17 protein-coding genes and 2 pseudogenes are annotated in these 19,554 nt (G+C 43.5%); 17 read left to right on the top strand and 2 right to left on the bottom strand.

Annotated elements, in window-relative coordinates:
- The first annotated feature begins 55 nt into the window (after positions 1-55).
- Both WMO28_RS01525 and WMO28_RS01520 read left to right on the top strand, forming a co-directional pair.
- Positions 56-1,546 carry an AAA family ATPase gene (locus WMO28_RS01525; RefSeq protein WP_178645187.1) on the top strand — a complete coding sequence of 497 codons (1,491 nt, stop codon included), beginning with the start codon at positions 56-58 and terminating at the stop codon, positions 1,544-1,546.
- Between the two features lie 12 nt (positions 1,547-1,558).
- Complete coding sequence (locus WMO28_RS01520; protein ID WP_349055834.1) at positions 1,559-2,062, top strand: gamma carbonic anhydrase family protein; 504 nt, start codon at positions 1,559-1,561, stop codon at positions 2,060-2,062.
- 71 nt (positions 2,063-2,133) lie between these two features.
- On the opposite strand, the gene WMO28_RS01515 is transcribed toward WMO28_RS01520, so the two are convergent.
- Positions 2,134-3,516, bottom strand: coding sequence for an alanine/glycine:cation symporter family protein (locus WMO28_RS01515; RefSeq protein WP_349055833.1), 1,383 nt, complete (start codon positions 3,514-3,516; stop codon positions 2,134-2,136).
- A gap of 355 nt (positions 3,517-3,871) precedes the next feature.
- On the opposite strand from WMO28_RS01515, the gene WMO28_RS01510 reads away from it, so the two are divergent.
- The 5 genes and pseudogenes from WMO28_RS01510 to WMO28_RS01490 all read left to right on the top strand — a co-directional run bounded on the left by WMO28_RS01510 (position 3,872) and on the right by WMO28_RS01490 (position 8,752).
- Entirely contained in the window at positions 3,872-6,034 is a 2,163-nt protein-coding gene (locus tag WMO28_RS01510) for an ATP-binding response regulator (RefSeq protein ID WP_349055832.1), read from the top strand.
- Positions 6,035-6,086: 52 nt separating this feature from the next.
- Entirely contained in the window at positions 6,087-6,794 is a 708-nt protein-coding gene (locus tag WMO28_RS01505) for an alpha/beta hydrolase-fold protein (RefSeq protein WP_178645183.1), read from the top strand.
- Positions 6,795-6,822: 28 nt separating this feature from the next.
- Positions 6,823-7,089 (top strand): hypothetical protein, encoded by a 267-nt coding sequence (locus WMO28_RS01500; protein ID WP_349055831.1) that lies wholly within the window; start codon positions 6,823-6,825, stop codon positions 7,087-7,089.
- Between the two features lie 17 nt (positions 7,090-7,106).
- Positions 7,107-7,520, top strand: a pseudogene (locus WMO28_RS01495) (HD-GYP domain-containing protein); the annotation flags it as partial.
- A 119-nt stretch (positions 7,521-7,639) separates the two neighbouring features.
- Positions 7,640-8,752 (top strand): aldo/keto reductase, encoded by a 1,113-nt coding sequence (locus WMO28_RS01490; protein WP_349055830.1) that lies wholly within the window; start codon positions 7,640-7,642, stop codon positions 8,750-8,752.
- Positions 8,753-8,844: 92 nt separating this feature from the next.
- Here the strand turns inward: WMO28_RS01490 and WMO28_RS01485 are convergent, their stop codons facing one another.
- Entirely contained in the window at positions 8,845-10,230 is a 1,386-nt protein-coding gene (locus WMO28_RS01485; RefSeq protein WP_349055828.1) for an MATE family efflux transporter, read from the bottom strand.
- A 204-nt stretch (positions 10,231-10,434) separates the two neighbouring features.
- Here WMO28_RS01485 and WMO28_RS01480 point away from each other — a divergent pair, with 204 nt between their 5' ends.
- The 10 genes and pseudogenes from WMO28_RS01480 (at position 10,435) to WMO28_RS01435 (ending at position 19,449) form a co-directional block, all read left to right on the top strand.
- Positions 10,435-10,998, top strand: coding sequence for a TetR/AcrR family transcriptional regulator (locus WMO28_RS01480; protein ID WP_349055827.1), 564 nt, complete (start codon positions 10,435-10,437; stop codon positions 10,996-10,998).
- Positions 10,985-11,653: a hydrogenase nickel incorporation protein HypB gene (gene hypB, locus WMO28_RS01475; protein WP_349055826.1), complete on the top strand. Its 669-nt coding sequence runs from the start codon at positions 10,985-10,987 to the stop codon at positions 11,651-11,653. Before WMO28_RS01480 ends, hypB begins: the two co-directional genes overlap by 14 nt.
- Positions 11,654-11,676: 23 nt before the next feature.
- On the top strand, positions 11,677-14,463 hold the full coding sequence (locus tag WMO28_RS01470; protein ID WP_349055824.1) for an FAD-dependent oxidoreductase: 2,787 nt from the start codon (positions 11,677-11,679) through the stop codon (positions 14,461-14,463).
- A gap of 37 nt (positions 14,464-14,500) precedes the next feature.
- Positions 14,501-14,845 (top strand): hydrogenase/urease maturation nickel metallochaperone HypA, encoded by a 345-nt coding sequence (locus WMO28_RS01465; protein ID WP_178643085.1) that lies wholly within the window; start codon positions 14,501-14,503, stop codon positions 14,843-14,845.
- Positions 14,846-14,881: 36 nt separating this feature from the next.
- Positions 14,882-15,916: a DUF5692 family protein gene (locus tag WMO28_RS01460; protein ID WP_349055823.1), complete on the top strand. Its 1,035-nt coding sequence runs from the start codon at positions 14,882-14,884 to the stop codon at positions 15,914-15,916.
- 143 nt (positions 15,917-16,059) lie between these two features.
- Positions 16,060-16,878, top strand: a complete 819-nt coding sequence (locus WMO28_RS01455) for a hypothetical protein (RefSeq protein WP_349055822.1) — start codon at positions 16,060-16,062, stop codon at positions 16,876-16,878.
- The gene (locus tag WMO28_RS01450; protein ID WP_349055821.1) at positions 16,865-17,242 is read left to right on the top strand and encodes a DUF4186 domain-containing protein; all 378 of its coding nucleotides are present in this window, start codon (positions 16,865-16,867) and stop codon (positions 17,240-17,242) included. Before WMO28_RS01455 ends, WMO28_RS01450 begins: the two co-directional genes overlap by 14 nt.
- Before the next feature lie 51 nt (positions 17,243-17,293).
- Positions 17,294-18,622 carry a sedoheptulokinase gene (locus WMO28_RS01445; RefSeq protein WP_349055820.1) on the top strand — a complete coding sequence of 443 codons (1,329 nt, stop codon included), beginning with the start codon at positions 17,294-17,296 and terminating at the stop codon, positions 18,620-18,622.
- Between the two features lies 1 nt (position 18,623).
- A pseudogene (locus tag WMO28_RS01440) lies at positions 18,624-18,848 on the top strand (hypothetical protein).
- 229 nt (positions 18,849-19,077) lie between these two features.
- On the top strand, positions 19,078-19,449 hold the full coding sequence (locus WMO28_RS01435; RefSeq protein ID WP_349055819.1) for a hypothetical protein: 372 nt from the start codon (positions 19,078-19,080) through the stop codon (positions 19,447-19,449).
- Positions 19,450-19,554: the final 105 nt, after the last annotated feature.

Here is a 19,554-nt window from a genome sequence, read left to right as displayed (position 1 = left end):
CCAATCCGTGATAAACTGGATAAAGATATTTTTCAGAGAAAGAGGAGTAAAAAATATGCCAGTTTTTGATTTCAGCGCAGCACCGGCAGATAAGAATGAGACGAAGAGCCAGTGTACATATACAACATTCCGTTCTAACGAGACAGAAGCCACACCGGAGAAACCGGTACTGATCCTTGACAACAGCAGAAGAGAATGGAAGCATCATTCCTGCGGATATTTTTCCAATCCTGCGAAACAGACCGCATTTGAATTTAAGGAAGAGGACGGTGTTTTTCCGGCAGACATCCTGAAGATCGATTCCCGTTTTACAAGCCTGATCAAATGGCTCGGAGAGAATCATATCAATATCCGTCTTTCCGGAAAGAATACAGAAGAGGGCTATGCCGTTTACAAGATCCGTGAGATCGCATTCGGTGGCGGAACCAAGCTTTCAGCAGAGGATGGTTTTCTCCAGTTTATGATCGACCGTCTTTTTGCAAGCAGCGCACCGGCAGAAGTAAATGAGGATGAAGACGAGGATGAGGACGGCGACGATATGAAGCTGACCAGCATCCAGAGTATTACGGACTTTATGACCTGTGCAGGAAAAACCATGCCGGATAATATCCGCCTCTGGGCAAGACGAAATCTGGCAGTGGCCCGCTCCCACGAGGTTTCCCAGGAGGAGAGACGCCATGCACAGAGAGCGCTTTCCATTATGATGAACATTCAGTGGAAGCATAATTACTTTGAATCTATTGACCCGAAGGAAGCACGCCGTATCCTGGATGAAGAGCTTTATGGAATGGAGCGTGTAAAACAGAGAATCATCGAGACGATTATTCAGATCAATCGTACCCATACACTTCCGGCTTACGGACTTCTTCTTGTGGGACCGGCAGGTACCGGTAAATCCCAGATCGCCTATGCAGTTGCGAGAATCCTGAAGATGCCGTGGACCACACTGGATATGAGCTCCATCAATGATCCGGAACAGCTTACCGGAAGCTCACGTGTTTATGCCAACGCGAAACCTGGAATCATCATGGAGGCTTTTTCCATGGCAGGAGAATCCAACCTGGTATTTATCATCAACGAGCTTGATAAGGCAGCCTCAGGCAAAGGCAACGGAAATCCGGCAGATGTACTTCTGACTCTTCTGGATAATCTTGGATTTACTGACAACTATATGGAATGTATGGTTCCGACTGTTGGTGTTTATCCGATCGCAACAGCCAATGATAAGTCACAGATCAGCGCTCCTTTGATGTCCCGTTTTGCAGTGATCGATATCCCGGATTATACACCGGAAGAAAAGAAGATCATCTTCTCAAGATTTGCGCTTCCGAAGGTTCTCAAACGCATGAGCCTGAAACCGGAAGAATGTATTGTGACAGACGAAGCGCTGGATGCAGTGATCGAGAAATTTGCAGATACCACAGGAATCCGTGATCTGGAGCAGGCAGCAGAGCATATTGCAGCCAATGCACTGTATCAGATCGAGGTAGATCATGTAAAAGCAGTGACCTTTACCCCGGATATGGTAAGAGAGCTTCTGAACTAGAGGAAAATCGAAATGAACTATAAAGATGTAAAGATCGCAGAGGGTGCCAGAATCGCCCGGCAGTCTGTGATCGTAGGAGATGTGACGATTGGCCGTGACAGCTGTGTGCTGTATTATGCCGTGATCCGTGGTGATGATGCTCCGGTTGTGATCGGCGAGGAGACGAATATTCAGGAGAACTGTACCGTTCATGTGAGTCACGGTATGCCGGTTCACATCGGAAATAATGTCACAGTAGGACATAACGCTGTGATTCACGGATGTTCCATTGGTGACCGGACTCTGATCGGAATGGGAGCAGTGATCCTTGACGGAGCGAAGATCGGTAATGACTGTATCATAGGAGCAGGAAGCCTTGTCACCAAGAATACGGTAGTTCCGGATGGCTCCCTGGTTATGGGCAGTCCGGCCAGGATCAAACGCAACCTTACCTGGGAAGAAAAACTTGGTATTCTGGAAAACAGCAAAGAATATCTTGCTGTATCGGAAGAGATGAAAAATCAGGGTATCTTATAATAAAAATAACAGCTTTTTTACTGATTGCATGAAACGCAGCAGAGAAAGAAGCTGTTATTTTTTTGAATAATTTATTTATCGATTATTTCAATCGGTGTATCGTCCCGGGCATCAAGATCATGAATATATTTCTTTGTTTCACTGACGATCACATTGGACAGGAGCAGCACGGCGATCAGGTTGGGAATCGCCATCAGGGCATTCAGGATATCAGCTATGGTCCATACCAGATTCAGGGAGATCACAGGTGCAATGGCAGCTACCAGAACGTACAGGATACGATAAGGAATGAGTCCTTTTTTGCCGGAAAAATATTCCACACATCGTTCACCGTAATAGGCCCACCCAAGAACCGTGGAATAGGCAAAGGAAATGATTCCGACAACCAGGATCACAGGGCCGAGAACCGGGATCTGTTGAAAAGCAAGGGTGGTAAGAACGCCGCCGTCGGTGATATTTCCCATGTCGATAGAAGGATTTTTCATAATGCTGGTTACAAGAACAAGACCGGTCATCAGACATACCACAACAGTGTCCCAGAAAGTACCGGTACTGGAAACGAGTGCCTGACGTACCGGGTTTCTTGTCTGAGCGGCGGCAGCAGCGATAGGAGCAGAACCCATACCGGATTCATTGGAAAAAAGTCCTCTGGCGATTCCATACTGCATAGCTATCATAATACCGCGTCCCACAAGACCGCCTGCAGCGGCTCCCGGGGTAAATGCAAGCCTGCAGATGGTTTTTACGGCAGGAATGATAAGATCAAAATTAATACCAAGTATGATGATGCATCCGATCACATAGAAAAATGCCATAAATGGAACAAGGCGTTCGCAGACATTTGCGATGGATTTGATGCCGCCAAAGATAACGAGAGCAGTGAGAACTGCAACAGCAACACCGATGACTGCAGGCGGGATATGGAGATTTTCATTGCATACAGTGGCAATGGCATTGACCTGTGTGGCACATCCGATTCCAAAGGAGGCAAATCCGCCGAAGAACGCAAAGAGCAGCCCCAGCCAGCGCATGTGAAGTCCTCGTTCCAGCGCATACATGGCACCACCTTGCATACGGCCGTCTTTGGTTTTGACACGATATTTTACAGCGATAAGGGATTCACTGTATTTTGTGGCGATTCCGAATACACCGGTAAGCCAGCACCAGAGGACTGCACCGGGACCGCCGAGGGCAATGGCAGTTCCCACGCCAATGATGTTTCCGGTTCCAATGGTAGAAGCTAGGGCAGTTGTCAGAGCACCGAACTGGCTGACCTCACCTTCCGCGCCGGTGTCTTTGGTAACGGAGAGACGGATAGCAGTACCGATCTTTCGCTGGATCACTCCGGTACGGATGGTCATGAAAATGTGGGTGCCAAGAAGCAGGATGATCATCCACCAGCCCCATACCAGACTGTCAATCTGGCTGATTACATTTCCGATTGCATTTATCATAGTAACTCCTCCTTTTCCTTAAGTGAACTCTTACCAGACACAAAGGCGTACAGACACGGGATATGTGTGCTGTACGCCTTTGTACTTTGCGTTATTATAATTATTACGTTGATTATACAGGAAACTTTCTTGTGACGCAATAAAAAAAGAAAATACTGGGAGATTTTTTTGATAAAATTTGTTAATTTTTGCGGTTCGCATGATATAATAAGAAGCTAACTATTATAGAGAGTAGACCTGATTAATTGGAGTACTACAAAAAAGAACAGCAAAAGTATATGGAAGATTTTATCCGCGAGATCCGGATGAAGATAACAGGGGATGCTGAGTATCGAAACGCAGGGGGTATGTGCGTATGAATGTGCAAAAGAAAAGATTCAGAGAAATAGATTTTAAGGGAGCCGGATTTCTGTGGCTGTGCTTATTTGTACTGACCGGGCTTCTGGCCTTTGAGGGATTTTTCGTGAAAACAGTAAATGCTTCCGAAGATCCTTCGCAGACAGTAAAGATCGGCTATTATCAGGCAGAGAATTTTCAGGAAGGTGATGGAGATACTTCTCTTCGGAAAGGCTATGCTTATGAGTATATACAGAAGGTTTCTTCCTATACAGGCTGGAAATATCAGTATGTTCCAGGCACATGGGAGGAGCTTTATGAGAAGCTTTTAAATGGGGAGATTGATCTGCTGGCAGGTGTTTCCTATGAAACGGATCGGAAAGATAAGGTTCTGTATCCGCAGTACGAAATGCTGAAGGAGACTTTTTATATTTATGTGGACAGCCGGGATACGTCTATAACAGGCGGAGATATTTCTTCTTACAGCGGAAAAAAGATCGGTATCACAGATGACTTAAAAATGAAAGCTGCACTGGACGAATGGATGGGGAAAACACAGGCAGATATAGAGGTTGTCAGCTACAAAAATCTGGAAGAATGCTCAAAGGATTTTAATCAGGGAAAGATTGATGGTTTTGTCAGCGCGGACAATATCGTATCCTCCTACTCCGGTATTGCTCCGATCGAGATGATAGGCAAATGCCCGTACTATCTGTGTGTTTCCAAAGGACGCCAGGATCTTTTAGTGGAGCTGAATGAGGCTCTGTCTATTATAAACAGCCAGGATTCCCTTTATCTGGATTCGCTTCGGAGTAAATATATGGCAGATTCCTCCATTGGTAAATTTCTTTCCAAGCAGGAAAAAGAATGGCTGGATGCACACAAGAAGATCTCAGTCGGTTATCTGAATCATTATCTGCCGTACAGCGATACCGGCAAAAGTGGTGAAGTGACCGGTGTCATAAAAGATATCCTGGAAGAGCTCTTTAATGTGCTGCCCGGAGATTATAAACCGGAGATTGTTTACCAGAGCTTCGACAATCAGGAAAAAATGATCGAAGCATTAAAAAATAATGAGATCGATATGGTATTTCCTGTGGGCGAAGAGACAAATTATGCGGAAAAAAACGGTTTTCAGCAGAGCACGGCTATCATGAATTCTGCGATCGATCTGGTCTACACAGGAAAATACAGTGAAGAGAAAAATTCCAGAATCGCAGTGAACGAGAACAATCAGCTGCAGTATTATTATACGATCGAGCATTTTCCGGAGGCAGATATCATTCTCTGCGACAGTACGGAGGAATGTATTCGTAAAGTAAAAAAGGGCGAGGCTTCCAGTACAGTTATGGATGCACTCCGGTCGGTAAAGCTTGTGGGAGAAGATAAAAAGCTTACCCTTCTTCCTATGGCCGAAGGAAACAGGATCTGTTTTGGTGTGAATTTCGGAAACAGTGATCTTCTCTGGGTATTAAACCAGGGAATCAGTATGCTGGGAGAAGAATACGGCATTAATTACTCTTACAAATATATGGGAGATATTGTTGTCTACACCACCGACGATTTTCTGCGAAGTCACAAAGAGTTGGTTTATGGTGCGGCAGTGTTATTCGGACTTCTGATCGTGGCAATCTTTGTTACGAGATATATGTCAATGAAGAAACAGACCAGACTGGAAACTGAGCATAGCGAGAAACTTCAGCAGGCACTTGAAAAAGAGCAGGAAGCTCTGAAAAAAGCACATCAGGCAGGACGCGCCAAACAGATTTTTCTCAATAACATGTCTCACGACATGCGGACACCATTAAACGGAATCATGGGAATTCTAGAAATGAACCGGAAATGTCAGGATCCGCAGATTCTGGAAGAAAACAGAAAAAAAGCAGGAGCGGCTGTGCAGCAGGCTGTAAAGAAATTCACGGATGCACCTGAGAGAACCTATGATGTGATCCGTATGGATCTTATGATGCCTGTGATGAACGGATACGATGCTGCCAGGGGCATCCGTCTATCCGGAAAATCAGATGCAGAAACCGTTCCGATCATAGCCATGACAGCCTGTGTATCCCAGGAAGCGAGAGACTTAAGCACAGAAGCAGGAATGAACGGATTTATCGAGAAACCACAGGATATGGATCGGATGCTGGAGGTGATCTCCGGATTCAGAGGTGGAGAGCACTGAATCAGAGGTAAAGCCTGCTTGGCTGCGAAAAAGGGAAAGGAAATCAGATTTTATGGAAAGAGAAATTTGTATGATCAACGGAATTTCCTGCTACATATATGAGAAAAAGAATCCGAAGTATCTGCTGATCCAGCCGGTCAATGAGCCCCACGCGCAGATGCTGGAACAGCAGGTTCAGTTTATGGAATCTCATACAGAAAAAAGTTTTCTTCTGGTTTCCTTTCTGGTAAAGGACTGGAATCATGATCTTTCACCCTGGCACGCACCGGCTGTATTTGGAAAAGAAAGTTTCGGAAATGGTGCCGGGGAGACACTTTTATTTATAGAAAAAACTCTGATACCGGAAATGAAAAGAAAATATAATCTGGAAGAAAATAATCCAGATATTCCGGTTATTCTGGGCGGATATTCTCTGGCCGGACTGTTTGTTCTGTGGAGCGCATACCAGCCAGAACTTTCTACGAAATTTTCCGCAATTGCAGCCATGTCACCTTCCGTCTGGTTTCCGGAATGGCTGGACTATATGAAGCGAAATCCGATCAGAACAGGACATATTTATTTAAGTCTTGGAGACCGTGAAGAAAAGACACGGAATGCAGTGATGGCACAGGTGGGAAACTGCATCAGGGAGGCCAGTGATTGGTACATCACAAATGAAAAAATCGACTGCACGCTGGAATGGAATGAAGGAAATCACTTCCGGGATGTGGATGTACGGTGCGGGAAGGGGTTTTTGTGGGGGATGAAGAAGATAAGATAAAATAAAAAACAACGGAGAAACAATAAAAATGGCAAAATTTTATTTCCGATACGGGGCGATGGGCAGCTCGAAATCTGCCAATATTCTGATGGTCCGTTACAACTACGAAGAGAGAGGGCAGTATGCTGTATTATTAAAACCGCGCACGGATAACAGAGATGGAGAGCACAAGATTCAGTCCCGCATAGGGCTTTCTGCTCCGGCTGAATATGTGGAGGATTTTTTTAAAGAAATTTCAAAGACCTGGGGTGAAAACAGCACAGAATATCTGTACCAGGGAAAAAACAGGAGTTAAGCTTTGACGAGATCAAGGCACTGCACGACATCGGAAAGATTGCCATTGGAAATGAAATCATGGAAAAACCAGGGCGGCTGACAGATGAAGAATTTGCCGTTATGAAACATCATGCAGCATATACATATTATATCCTGTCTGAAATTGATGATTTTGAAGAAATACGCGACTGGGCTGCATTTCACCATGAACGTCTTGATGGTACAGGTTATCCCTTTGGGAAAAAGTCCTCTGAGCTGAATACACAGGAACGCATCATGGCGTGTGTGGATATTTATCAGGCTTTGACAGAAAGCCGGCCTTATAAGCAGGGAATGCCGCATGAAAAAGCTTACGGCATTTTGAAGGATATGGCAGAAAAAGGATGGCTTGACGCAGACATTGTTGCTATGGTGGATGAGTGTTTTGACAAACAGAATAAGATTAAATGAAGTCGATTTATTTGATTTTATCAAGTCATAGCTGAACTTTATATAATTCTGTATAATTATATGCAATGATTTTTGAAACAGCAGAATGATTGAAACAACTTCGAACGGAGGCGGAACATATGCAGTATAAAGAATTTAAAGATGGAATCAAGCTTTCCCGTTTGGGAATGGGAGCAATGAGACTTCCGGTGCAGGAAGGAAATGATTCCTGTATTGATTATGATGCCGCAAAAAAACTGATTGATAAATGTATGGCGCAGGGGGTCAATTATTATGACACAGCTTATATTTATCATGGCGGCAAGTCTGAGGAATTTCTTGGAAAAGCACTGGCAGAGTATCCAAGAGACAGCTATTATGTTACGGATAAGTTTAATTTCCAGGCAGAACCGGATTACCGGAAACAGTTTGATACACAGCTGAAGCGCATGAATATGGACCGGATCGATTTTTATCTGCTTCATGGAATTCAGGATCATTTTGCAGATGAAATGCTGAAAAGTGGATGTGTGGAATTTTTCGATGAAAAAAAGAAAAGTGGACAGATCCGGTATCTGGGATTTTCTTTCCATGGAAGTGCGGAAACACTGAAAAAGGCTCTTAAATTATATGATTGGGATTTCGTGCAGATCCAGTTGAACTATTATGACTGGTATTATGGCGATGCAAAGGAGCTTTATGAGATTCTCAAAGAAGCAGATATCCCGGCGATGGTTATGGAGCCGGTGCATGGAGGTCTTCTTGCAAATCTTACGGAAGAAGCTGCAAAAGAGCTCAAAGCAGCAGAACCGGAAGCATCACTTGCATCTTGGGCTATGCGTTGGGTAATGAGCCTTGATCAGGTTCAGGTAGTCTTAAGCGGAATGTCAGAAGAAGGTCAGGTAGATGACAATATCCGTACATTTTCAGAGAATCGGATATTATCAGAGGATGATCAGAAGCTGATCCGAAAAGCAGCTAAGATCCAGAGAGAATCCGTTGCAGTTGCCTGTACAGGATGTCGTTACTGTACACCGAACTGTCCAAAAGGGTTGGATATTCCATTCCTTCTTAAGAATTATAATGAGGCAAAAATTGGTGGCACATGGAGACTTTCACATCTGAAAGCGCTTCCGGAAGAGAAACTTCCTTCTGCATGTATCGGATGCAAAGCCTGTACAGACCACTGCCCGCAGAGCTTTTTGATTCCAAAGTATATGAAAGAGCTTGCTGAAATGCTGAAAGAACTGTAAAAATAGCATTATAATAACAAACAGCCTGTATTTTCCGTTGTTCAGATGGAAAATACAGGCTGCTTCTGTGTGGTGAGAAATATGAGAAGCTTTTATGCTTCCGGAATTTTCTGAATGATATTTTTGTTTATGATCATCAGGAAAGTTACTGATACGATCAGTGAAATAACCTCTGCGATCGGGAATGCCCACCATACTGCGTGGAGTCCGCCAACGGAAGCAAGAATATAGGCAGCAGGTATCAGTACAAAGAGCTGACGCATAATAGAAACGATCATGCTGAATACAGCTTTTCCCAGTGCCTGGAATACAGTTCCTGCGATGATACAGAACCATGCGATCAGATAATGGATTCCAATGATGCGAAGTGCAGGAACACCGATAGAGAGCATATCATCAGAAGCACTGAAAAGTCCCAGAAGAGTTTTCGGGATAAACTCAAAGGCAAGGAAGCCTACAAAAGTAAAACAGAATGCAATGAACATGCTGACCTTAACCGTTTTGAGCATACGTTTTCGATGGCGGGCACCGTAGTTGTATGCAATGATCGGTGTGATTCCGTTGTTCAGCCCGAATACAGGCATGAAGAAAAAGCTCTGCAGTTTGAAATACACACCAAATACAGCAGTTGCTGTAACTGTAAAGTTTACAAGAATCAGATTCATGGAGTAGGTCATGACAGAGCTGATGGATTGCATGATAATGGACGGGATACCTACTGCATAAATATGTCCGATGATCTGTGGCTCCGGACGGAAACCTCTGAAATTTAACCGGACTTCATGATTGAATCTGTGGTTGCAGAGCCCGGCAACGATGCAGGCCACACACTGACCGATCACTGTAGCAACAGCTGCACCGGTCACGCCCATTTTCGGTGCGCCAAGAAGACCGAAGATCAGGATCGGGTCAAGAATGATATTTGTGATGGCTCCGCATAACTGGGAAGTCATGCTGAAAATGGTTTTTCCTGTGGATGTAAGCAGTCGCTCAAAGAAAAACTGTCCGAAAAGACCAAAGGAAAATATCATAACGGTACTGAGATATTCGATTCCGAATTTCATGATCTCAGGATCGGAACCATGGAGCTGACTTGCATAAAAAGGCCTTACAACAGTAAGTCCGAGTACCAGAAATACCAGATAACTTAAGCCGTACAGAAAAGCTGCATTTTCGGCTGTACGGTTGGCTTTTTCAAAGTTTTTCTCACCAAGAGATTTGGAAACCAGTGCGTTCATACCGACTCCGGTTCCTGCACCTACCGCAATGAGAAGTGTCTGCAAAGGGAATGCCATGGAAACGGCAGTCAGCGCGTTCTCTGACAGCATGGCCACAAAGATACTGTCAACAATGTTATACAATGCCTGTACCAGCATGGAGATCATCATTGGCAGAGACATGTTTAGAACAAGCTTCCCTACAGGCATGGTGCCCATTTTGTTTTCTGCTACGGGAGCAGATGTACTTTTTTGATTCATACTTCCTCCTGTTTTGTTTCTTGAATTTCTATATATGGTAATGTCTAATGGGATATACTATCACGAAAGTGTAAGGGTTTCAATAGGAGATACGTGTAGTGGTAAAATATTTAATAATATAAATTGAAAATATATTAACAAAATGATACAATGATGGAAACCAGAAAACCGAAAAGAGTTTCCGAGTTTCCAGGCGGAGGAAAAATGAGAGAAAAAATCATTGAGGCAACAATCAGAGAATTTTCAAAGAATGGTTTGAAATTCACAATGAATGATCTGGCGAAGCAGCTGGGAATCAGCAAAAAGACAATATATACCGTCTTTGAAAGCAAACAGGCGGTTCTGGTTGCTGTGGCTGACTATTATACAGCTGATTTAGACAGTATGCGGAAAGAATTGGAAGAGGATACCAGTCTGGATGTCATACAGAAACTTGAAAAGCTTTTGTGTGCGCTTCCGGAAAAATACTACAATATCGGTCTGAGCCGGATCTATGAACTGTCAGAAAAATATCCGAAACCATATCGGCATCTGATGCGGGCAGTAAACCGTGGATGGGATCAGGCACAGAAATATCTGAAAGAAGGTATGGAGGCAGGACTGATAAGAGAAGTATCTATACCAGTTGTGATGGCAATGGTAAAGGGTACGGTATATTCTTTCATGGAAACAGATGTATTGTATCAGAATGAACTGACATATGAGCAGGCAAAGAAACAGATGGTAGAAATTTTAATGAAAGGAATTAGAGCAGGTGGGAGAAGTTAGAATTCTGGAAATCAAAGAAAATGTGTTTGCAGACAATGACAGACAGGCAGACAAACTTAGAGAAAAACTGAAAGAAAAAGGTGTGTTTCTGCTGAATCTGATGTCATCTCCTGGTTCAGGTAAGACAACGACACTGAAGGGAACGATAAATGTCCTGAAGGATGAGCTACGCATCGGAGTCATGGAGGCGGATATTGATTCAGATGTAGATGCACAGACGATTGCTGAAACGGGAGTCAAGGCAATCCAGCTGCATACCGGTGGAATGTGCCACCTGGATGCACAGATGACAGAACAGGGAATTGAAGGCCTGGGAATTGAAGATGTGGATCTGGCAATTTTGGAAAACGTAGGAAATCTTGTATGTCCGGCAGAGTTTGATACGGGTGCCTCTAAAAATGTAATGATCCTGTCTGTTCCGGAAGGACATGACAAGCCACTGAAATATCCTTTGATGTTTGAAATCTGTGATGCGGTATTGATCAATAAGATTGATGTACTGCCGTATTTTGATTTTGATATGGAACTGGTGAAGAATTATATTCATCAGAGAAATCCGAAAGCAGAAATTTTCCCGGTCAGTGCCAAGACTGGAGAAGGCATGGAAGTGTGGACAAACTGGCTTCACAGGCAGGTTACTGACTGGAAATTATAAAGGAAAGAGGAGAGGAAAGAGAGATGAAAAAGGATCTCGACAAAGAACTGTATCCGGATTATGTATATCCGGAGTTTGTGCCGGATCAGAATGAACCTTTTCGCAAGCCTATTGCGAAACTGGGCAAAAAGATCACAGACCGTATTCCGCAGAAATTAGGATTGAAAAAAATTACTAGAAATGATCCGGAATACTGGGGACTGGCCGGTGTGCTTACAGATGAGGAAGCAGAGCTGGCACTGAAACTGGGAGTGAGAAAACCGAAGACACTTCCGGAGATCGTAAAGATTTCCGGCCTGGAAGAGAAAAAATGTGAAGAACTGCTGGAAGAAATGTCACGCAAAGGTCTTCTGGAATACAACTGGGAAAATGCGGCACATGAAAAGCAGTATGTTCTGCCAATGTATGTACCTGGCTGTGCAGAATTCTTCAACATGAACGCAAGTGTACTGGAATCAAATCCGGAAATGGGAATTTTTTTTGAACATATGTCCCGCCTTCCGCTGGAGAAGATCACACCGTTCGTTCCGGAAGGTGGCGCCGGCATTGGTATGCATGTAATTCCTGTTGAAAAAGCGATCGAGATGGAGAATGAATCGATTGACCTGGAACATATTTCCTACTGGTTGGAAAAATATGACGGAAAATATGCTGCCAGTCCATGTTCCTGCCGCCGTTCCCGTCTGACTCATAATGAGGGATGTGCAGATGATCCGGAAGGCTGGTGTATTGCGGTTGGAGATATGGCAGACTATGTTGTGGAGACCCAGAAAGACGGACGCTATATTTCAAAAGAAGAAGCTCTGGAAATTTTCAGACAGGCAGAGGAAAATGGATTTGTGCATCAGATTACAAACATTGATGGCAAGGATAAAATTTTTGCAATCTGTAACTGTAACGTGAATGTCTGTTATGCGCTCAGAACTTCACAGCTGTTCAACACACCAAACATGTCCAGATCTGCCTATATTGCCAAGGTAGAGAAAAGTAAATGCGTAGCCTGCGGCAAATGCGTGGAAAGCTGCCCGGCAGGCGCAGTTAAACTTGGACAGAAGCTGTGCGACAAAGAAGGCTGCGAAATTACATATCCACGTATGCCACTTCCAGGTGATCAGCCATGGGGAGAACATATGTGGTCTCATAATTACCGGGATACAAACCGTATCAACTGCTATGACACCGGTACAGCACCATGCAAAACAGCCTGTCCTGCACATATTGGTGTGCAGGGGTATCTGCAGCTTGCGAAGGAAGGCCGATACGATGAGGCTCTCGCACTGATCAAAAAAGATAATCCGCTGCCGGCTGTCTGTGGACATGTCTGCAACCGTCGCTGCGAAGATGCCTGTACAAGAGGTACAATTGATGAGGCAGTTGCGATCGATGAAGTAAAACGCTTTATCGCAGAGAGAGATCTGAATGCAGAGACACGCTATATTCCGAAGAAAACCATTCCTTCACTGAAAGGCGGATTTGAGGAAAAAATTGCGATCATCGGAGGTGGTCCGGCGGGACTTTCCTGTGCATATTATCTTGCACTGACCGGATACAAACCAACGATCTTTGAGAAAAATGAAGAGCCTGGTGGTATGCTTCGCTATGGAATTCCATCTTATAAACTTGAGAAGGATCTTCTGGCAGCGGAAATTGATGTGATCCGTCAGCTTGGCGTAGAGATCCGCTGTGGTGTTGAAGTCGGAAAAGATATCACGATTGAAGAATTAAGAGAACAGGGATACAAAGGCTTTTACGCGGCAATCGGATGTCAGAGGGGAAGAAAGCCTGGAATCAGTGGAGAAAATGCCAGCGGTGCCTATACAGCTGTAGACTTCTTAAGAGAAGCCGGTGCGAAAGAAAGTTTTGCACTGGAAGGTGATGTTGTAGTTGTTGGTGGAGGAAATGTTGCGATTGATGCTGCAAGAATCAGCAGCAGATGTACAGATGCCAAGATTTCCATGTTTTGTCTGGAAACAAGAGAAAAAATGCCGGCAAGTAATGAAGAGATCGAAGAAGCACTGGAAGAAGGCATTGAGCTGAATTGTGGCTGGGGACCAAAAGAGGTTCTGGAAGAAGACGGACATGTAAGAGGTATTCTCTTCAAAAAATGTGTTCGTGTATTTGATGAGAAGGGAAGATTTTCACCGGAATATGATGAGAATAATACAATAACAGTTCCGTGCCGCCATGTGATCTTTTCTGTAGGCCAGGCAATCGACTGGGGACATATGCTGGATAATCTTCATGTAGAGCTTCGCCCGAATGGTGGCGCGATTGCAAACAGACTTACTTACCAGACATCAGAACCGGATATTTTTGTAGGTGGTGACGTATATACCGGACCGAAATTTGCCATTGATGCGATCGCAGCAGGACGTGAGGGAGCTATTTCCCTCCACCGCTATGTACATGAAAACTGTACATTGACAATTGGCCGTAACCGCCGCGATTTTATTGAACTGGATAAGGAGAATATCAAAGTAGATGAGTACGATACATCCAGCCGTCAGATTCCGATGAAAGCGGATGTAAAAGCACAGGCAAAAACTTTCCGTGATCTGTCTTCCAGCCTTACAGAGGAACAGGTGAAGAAAGAAACTTCCCGTTGTCTGTCATGCGGTGCTTCCGTAGTAGACCCGAATAAATGTATCGGATGTGGTGTCTGCACAACAAGATGTGTGTTTGATGCGATTCATCTGCACAGAGAGCTTCCGGGTGCTTCTGTTATGCGCGCATCCGAAGATAAGCTGAAATACATTTTACCGAATATGGTAAAACAGTCGATCAAAGTTAAGTTTAAAAAGAAAAAATAAGAGCTGTGCAGCAGCTCTCAGATAAAGGAGCAAAATTATGCACGAGCTTGGAGTAACTTTTCATATTATGGACCATCTGGAAAAGGTGGCTGCAGAAAATAAAGTGACACACGTTCGCAAAGTCACACTTGAGCTGGGGGAGGTCTCGACAGTGATCGAGTCCTATCTGCAGAGTTGCTGGACATGGGCGGCTAAGAAGCGTCCTCTGTTCGATAAATCTGAATTAGTGGTGGAAACGTTACCTGCGATTACGTATTGTGAGAACTGTGAAAAGACATATCCTACAGTAGCAAATGGAAAGATATGTCCTTACTGCGGCAGTGAGCATACGTATTTATTACAGGGAAACGAATTCAACATTAAGGAAATAGAAGTAGAATAAGGAACTGTTCACAGTTTCGGGAAAAGGAGAGAGAGTATGTTTTTTCAAATCTATGGAGAGACAGCCGGATGGCAGCTTCTGGGATGGCTGCTGGTGTTTGCCGGACTTGTCGTAATGAACGAGATCGCAAGAAGATCCAAAGTAGGAGGTATTGCCTGTTTCCTGGTTCTTCCTGTAGCACTGACTATATATTTTATTGCTATTTATGCAGGGGCAGCAGCAGGCGCTGAGTGGGCGCTGAAAAATGACACTTATGTACATATGAACAGCTGGTTCCATTATGCGAAACTGTATGCAGCTACAGCTGGATGTATCGGATTTATGATACTGAAATATCACTGGGGAAAACTTGGAAAATCCCAGGGATTTAAGGCGTTTCCATTTATCATCGTTGCGATCAATATCCTGATCGCAGTTGCTTCTGATTTTGAGTCTGCGATTCGTGCCGGTTCTCTGGCCGGAGGCTGGTGGCTGTCTTCTGAAGGTGTATGGCTTTACGGAGGCTGGTGGAACGTATTAAACGGACTTGCCGGACTTTTTAATATTTTCTGTATGACAGGCTGGTGGGGAATTTATTCCTCAAAAGACAAAAAAGACATGCTGTGGCCAGATATGATCTGGGTATATGTTCTGGCCTATGATATCTGGAATTTCCAGTATACATATCTGAATCTGCCGACACATTCCTGGTATTGTGGTCTGGCGCTTCTGCTGGCACCTACGTTTGCAGCAGCACTCTGGAATAAGGGTGGCTGGATCCAGAATCGTGCAAATACACTGGCACTCTGGTGTATGTTTGCACAGGTATTCCCGCTGTTCCAGGATGCAAGCCGTTTTACAACGGTTACATCTGTATATGGTCAGGGTGGCATTGCAGCAGCTATGGGAAACAGCATGCCGACAGTTGCTGAGCCTACAGCACAGGGAGTTATTTCTGTTGTATCATTTGCAGTGAATGTATTTGTTTTTGCTTACATTCTGAAAAGAGCAAAAATGCAGAAAAAGAATCCATGGAAGAATGAAATCTTTACAGATACAAAAGATTATAAAGAGGCTATGGAAAGAGCATAAACCGCAAAAGAATTTTTTACAAAAAGCAATGAAAAAGAATTTAAAGGATCGTGTAGAAATACATGATCCTTTTTATTTTACAGATCATATTTCATTGATATTTGGAGAAGATTTTATTAGAATAAAGACAGAGGTGAAAATTTATGAAGAAAAAAGGAATCTGGGTCATAATTATTGTAATTCTGGTGGCCGGAGCTGTATTTATGGTAAACAGAAGCTATACGACAGAAAAGCCGATAAAAGCCATGTATATTTCAGATGAAGAAGATAATAGTCTGATGGTCGATCAGGACACTGGAAATATATTTACAGTGACAATGCCGGATAAGATCCTGGATAAAAATGGAAAAGAGATTTCAAAGGAAGAGCTTAAAAATGGAAATATTGTTGCAATTTATGGTGATGGGATTATGCTGGAATCTTATCCGGGTCAGTATCCGGGAGTGACGAAGATCAAGGTACTTAAAGAGGGAAAAACTTCCGATGCGGATCAGTATCAGGAGCTTCTTGACCAGATATATCCAGGAAAAGATCCGGCCGAGTTACCATATCTTAATATTTGTTATACGACATCTTATGGAGAAGTCAGTGAAGCACTTCCGGCAGCACAGGGTGGATATAGCTGGAAATATACAGGCAAGGGTGGAACTGTACAGGAGATAGCAGGCGACAGTACACCAGTTACAAACTGGAAAGATATTTCGGATGTGAATATAGAAAAAATGACAGATATGGAACTGCTATTTGATACAACGCCGGAAAAAATCATAGTAACGGCATTTCCTGCAGAACTTATCGGTGAGGCTGATCCTGTAGCAGGAGCAGAAGTGGAAACAGAAAAAGCAGAGAATAAATATATACTTAAGGATGTAAGAGAGAATATGCTCTATCTGATCCGTGGAGAATGGGAAAACGGATGGGTAGAGTATGGATTTAAGGTGGCAGGTTATGACAAAGGATGAATGGTATAAGCAGCTTTTTGAATATCTGGAAAATTCAAAATTCCGAAGCAGTTTTCATCTGAAGCAGAAGGATATAGACTATATCAATGAAAAAGGAATGGATGTGATAAGACAGCATGCGGCAGATTTTATTGCAAAACGTGAGGCACCTGCATTTATTCCGAATGACGGAAAACAGACTCCGATGAAAGGGCATCCGGTATTTATCGCACAGCACGCAACTGCAACCTGCTGTCGTGGCTGTATTTATAAATGGCATAAAATAAAGCCTGGCAGGGAGCTGAGCCAGATACAGCAGGATTATCTGGTGGATGTGATCATGACGTGGATTGAGAAAGAGTATGATAATTCCGGAGAAAGATAAGGCTCACTTAAATGAGTAGAAGTGCAATAGGGGGCAAAGGGGCATGAATTTATGAAAATAGCAGGAATTGATATTGGAACAACAACGATCAGCGGGATTGTTCTGGAAGATAAAAAAGAGAAAAGACCGGAAATACTGGAGACAAAAACAATACAAAATGATTGTTTTATTCAGACCGGACATGAATGGGAACGGATACAGGATGCACAGCAGATTTTGAAAAAAGCTGAAGCCCTGCTGGACTGTTTTATAAATAAATATCCGGATATCAAAAGAGTAGGACTTACAGGCCAGATGCATGGGATCGTTTATGTTGATGAACAGGGGAAATGTGTCAGCCCTTTGTACACATGGCAGGATTCGAGAGGAAACCTCTGTGAAGATAAATTACCGTTAGCAGAAGAAATCCGGGAAAAATACAAGATCAGAACAGCGTCCGGATATGGAATAGTTACACACATTTATAATATGCGGCACAATCTGGTTCCGGAATCAGCAGTAAGTTTTTGTACGATCATGGATTGCTTCGGAATGTACCTTACAGGACGAAAAACACCGCTTATGCATGTCAGCAATGCGGCGGGAATTGGATTTTTTGACGGTAGTAAAATGTGTTTTGAAACAGAAATACTGGAAAAAGAAGGGGTTCATAAAAGCTGGCTTCCGGAAACCTGTATGGAAATCCGGGAACTTGGCCTGTACAAAAACTGCACAGTGACAACAGCAATAGGAGATAATCAGGCAAGTTTTCTGGGAGCAGCAGGAACTTGGGAAAACACGGCATTGATAAATATGGGAACCGGTGGTCAGATCTCGATTCTTTCGGAAAAGTTTTTTGAGACGGACGGAATTGAAGCCAGACCATTTCTGGATGGAAAATATCTGCTCGCAGGTGCATCCTTATGTGGCGGAAAAGCATATGCCCTTCTGGAACAGTTTTTCAGAAAGTTTATGAAAGAAGCAAAAGGGATAGAAGAGCCCTTATATGAAATAATAGAAAAGCTGGCGTGGAAAGGAAAAGAGCTAAATGCCAGACAGAGTGAAAACAGAAGACTTAAGATAGAGACAACCTTTGACGGTACAAGAACAGATCCGGAGATAAGTGGCAGCGTGATGAATCTGTTTTCTGATAATTTTACTCCGGAATATTTTGCCTATGGAGTCCTGGAGGGAATGAGCAGAGAACTTTATCAGATGTATCAGATTATCTGCCAGGGAACGGGGATAAAAGTAAATCGTATAGCCGGGGCTGGAAATGGTCTCAGAAAAAATCCGGTGCTCTGTGAGATCATTAAGGAAATGTTTGGCGCAGAGCTGGCAGTGACAGAATGTGAGGAAGAAGCGGCCTTTGGGGCAGCGATGAGCAGTAGGAGGCATTGAAATGAAGAACAAAAGCATATTGATCAAGGATACAACAAAAGAAGAGAGAATCCGCATTGTACAGGAAGGATTAAATCAGTGCGGCGGAGCATGTGATTTCTGCAACGGATGTGATAACCTGGGCTGAGGCTCCGTAGATGCTTTTTATGAGCCATATATCAATGGAGAAAAAGAACTACGGGAGCTAAACGAGGAATATAGAAGTAACTCCGGCATGGTGAAGTAGGTGAAAATATGAGGGCACTGGCAATAAAAGATTCTACGGAAGAGGAAAGACGGGAGTATATGGATGTGGCGAGGGATTACAGATAGGCATGTTATTTTGAAGGTTGAAAAAAGTTCAGTTGCGTTAATACATTTTATGCAAAAGGATTTATAATATTTACATTGTTAGCGTAAATACATTTTTGCTAAGTTCAGATTTATAGAATTGCTGGCTAAGCTGGGGAGGAAAAATGAATCAGAAAAAAGCATACTGGTTTGAACAACCGTATATACCAAGAATGAAAAATATTGCGGTAGCGCCTCTTATTCAGGAAGATGGAAGGCTGTCCATCTGTGTTCCAGGGGATGATCCTCCGTGGTCAGGAGTATGGAATCTGACAGGAAAGGTCATTTTGGATGGGGATGATTATTTTGAGTTCCAGTGTGATGATGAAGTCATGCATAGACGGGGAGGAATATATAAATTTCATGCTCTGGATATTGATACATTTCGTAGAGAAACCTGTCAGTGGATCTCTGAGGGAAAACAGGTTACAGAGTGCTGCAGGACAACGGAGGAACTGCATCAGTGGTATCTGGATCATTGGACATATAACAGATAGAGATGGAACTGATTATAAAATTGTGAAATCTATACCTTATTTTACACCTTTTGCAAACTACACATGCCATAACAGACCAATTATGCCAGAAAGCAATTTTTTACA

It is taken from the genome of Blautia aquisgranensis (assembly GCF_040096615.1).
GTDB lineage: Bacteria > Bacillota > Clostridia > Lachnospirales > Lachnospiraceae > Blautia_A > Blautia_A aquisgranensis.
This window is presented reverse-complemented; position numbering and strand designations above follow the sequence as displayed.

Excerpts from the sequence above, each read along its gene's own strand:
- WMO28_RS01450 (WP_349055821.1), top strand. The coding sequence starts at position 16,865 with ATGACAAAGGATGAATGGTATAAGCAGCTTTTTGAATATCTGGAAAAT.
- WMO28_RS01480 (WP_349055827.1), top strand. The coding sequence starts at position 10,435 with ATGAGAGAAAAAATCATTGAGGCAACAATCAGAGAATTTTCAAAGAAT.
- WMO28_RS01485 (WP_349055828.1), bottom strand. The coding sequence starts at position 10,230 with ATGAATCAAAAAAGTACATCTGCTCCCGTAGCAGAAAACAAAATGGGC.
- WMO28_RS01515 (WP_349055833.1), bottom strand. The coding sequence starts at position 3,516 with ATGATAAATGCAATCGGAAATGTAATCAGCCAGATTGACAGTCTGGTA.
- WMO28_RS01500 (WP_349055831.1), top strand. The coding sequence starts at position 6,823 with ATGGCAAAATTTTATTTCCGATACGGGGCGATGGGCAGCTCGAAATCT.
- WMO28_RS01460 (WP_349055823.1), top strand. The coding sequence starts at position 14,882 with ATGTTTTTTCAAATCTATGGAGAGACAGCCGGATGGCAGCTTCTGGGA.
- WMO28_RS01470 (WP_349055824.1), top strand. The coding sequence starts at position 11,677 with ATGAAAAAGGATCTCGACAAAGAACTGTATCCGGATTATGTATATCCG.
- WMO28_RS01525 (WP_178645187.1), top strand. The coding sequence starts at position 56 with ATGCCAGTTTTTGATTTCAGCGCAGCACCGGCAGATAAGAATGAGACG.
- WMO28_RS01520 (WP_349055834.1), top strand. The coding sequence starts at position 1,559 with ATGAACTATAAAGATGTAAAGATCGCAGAGGGTGCCAGAATCGCCCGG.
- WMO28_RS01435 (WP_349055819.1), top strand. The coding sequence starts at position 19,078 with ATGAATCAGAAAAAAGCATACTGGTTTGAACAACCGTATATACCAAGA.
- WMO28_RS01490 (WP_349055830.1), top strand. The coding sequence starts at position 7,640 with ATGCAGTATAAAGAATTTAAAGATGGAATCAAGCTTTCCCGTTTGGGA.
- WMO28_RS01465 (WP_178643085.1), top strand. The coding sequence starts at position 14,501 with ATGCACGAGCTTGGAGTAACTTTTCATATTATGGACCATCTGGAAAAG.
- WMO28_RS01510 (WP_349055832.1), top strand. The coding sequence starts at position 3,872 with ATGAATGTGCAAAAGAAAAGATTCAGAGAAATAGATTTTAAGGGAGCC.
- WMO28_RS01445 (WP_349055820.1), top strand. The coding sequence starts at position 17,294 with ATGAAAATAGCAGGAATTGATATTGGAACAACAACGATCAGCGGGATT.
- WMO28_RS01505 (WP_178645183.1), top strand. The coding sequence starts at position 6,087 with ATGGAAAGAGAAATTTGTATGATCAACGGAATTTCCTGCTACATATAT.
- WMO28_RS01455 (WP_349055822.1), top strand. The coding sequence starts at position 16,060 with ATGAAGAAAAAAGGAATCTGGGTCATAATTATTGTAATTCTGGTGGCC.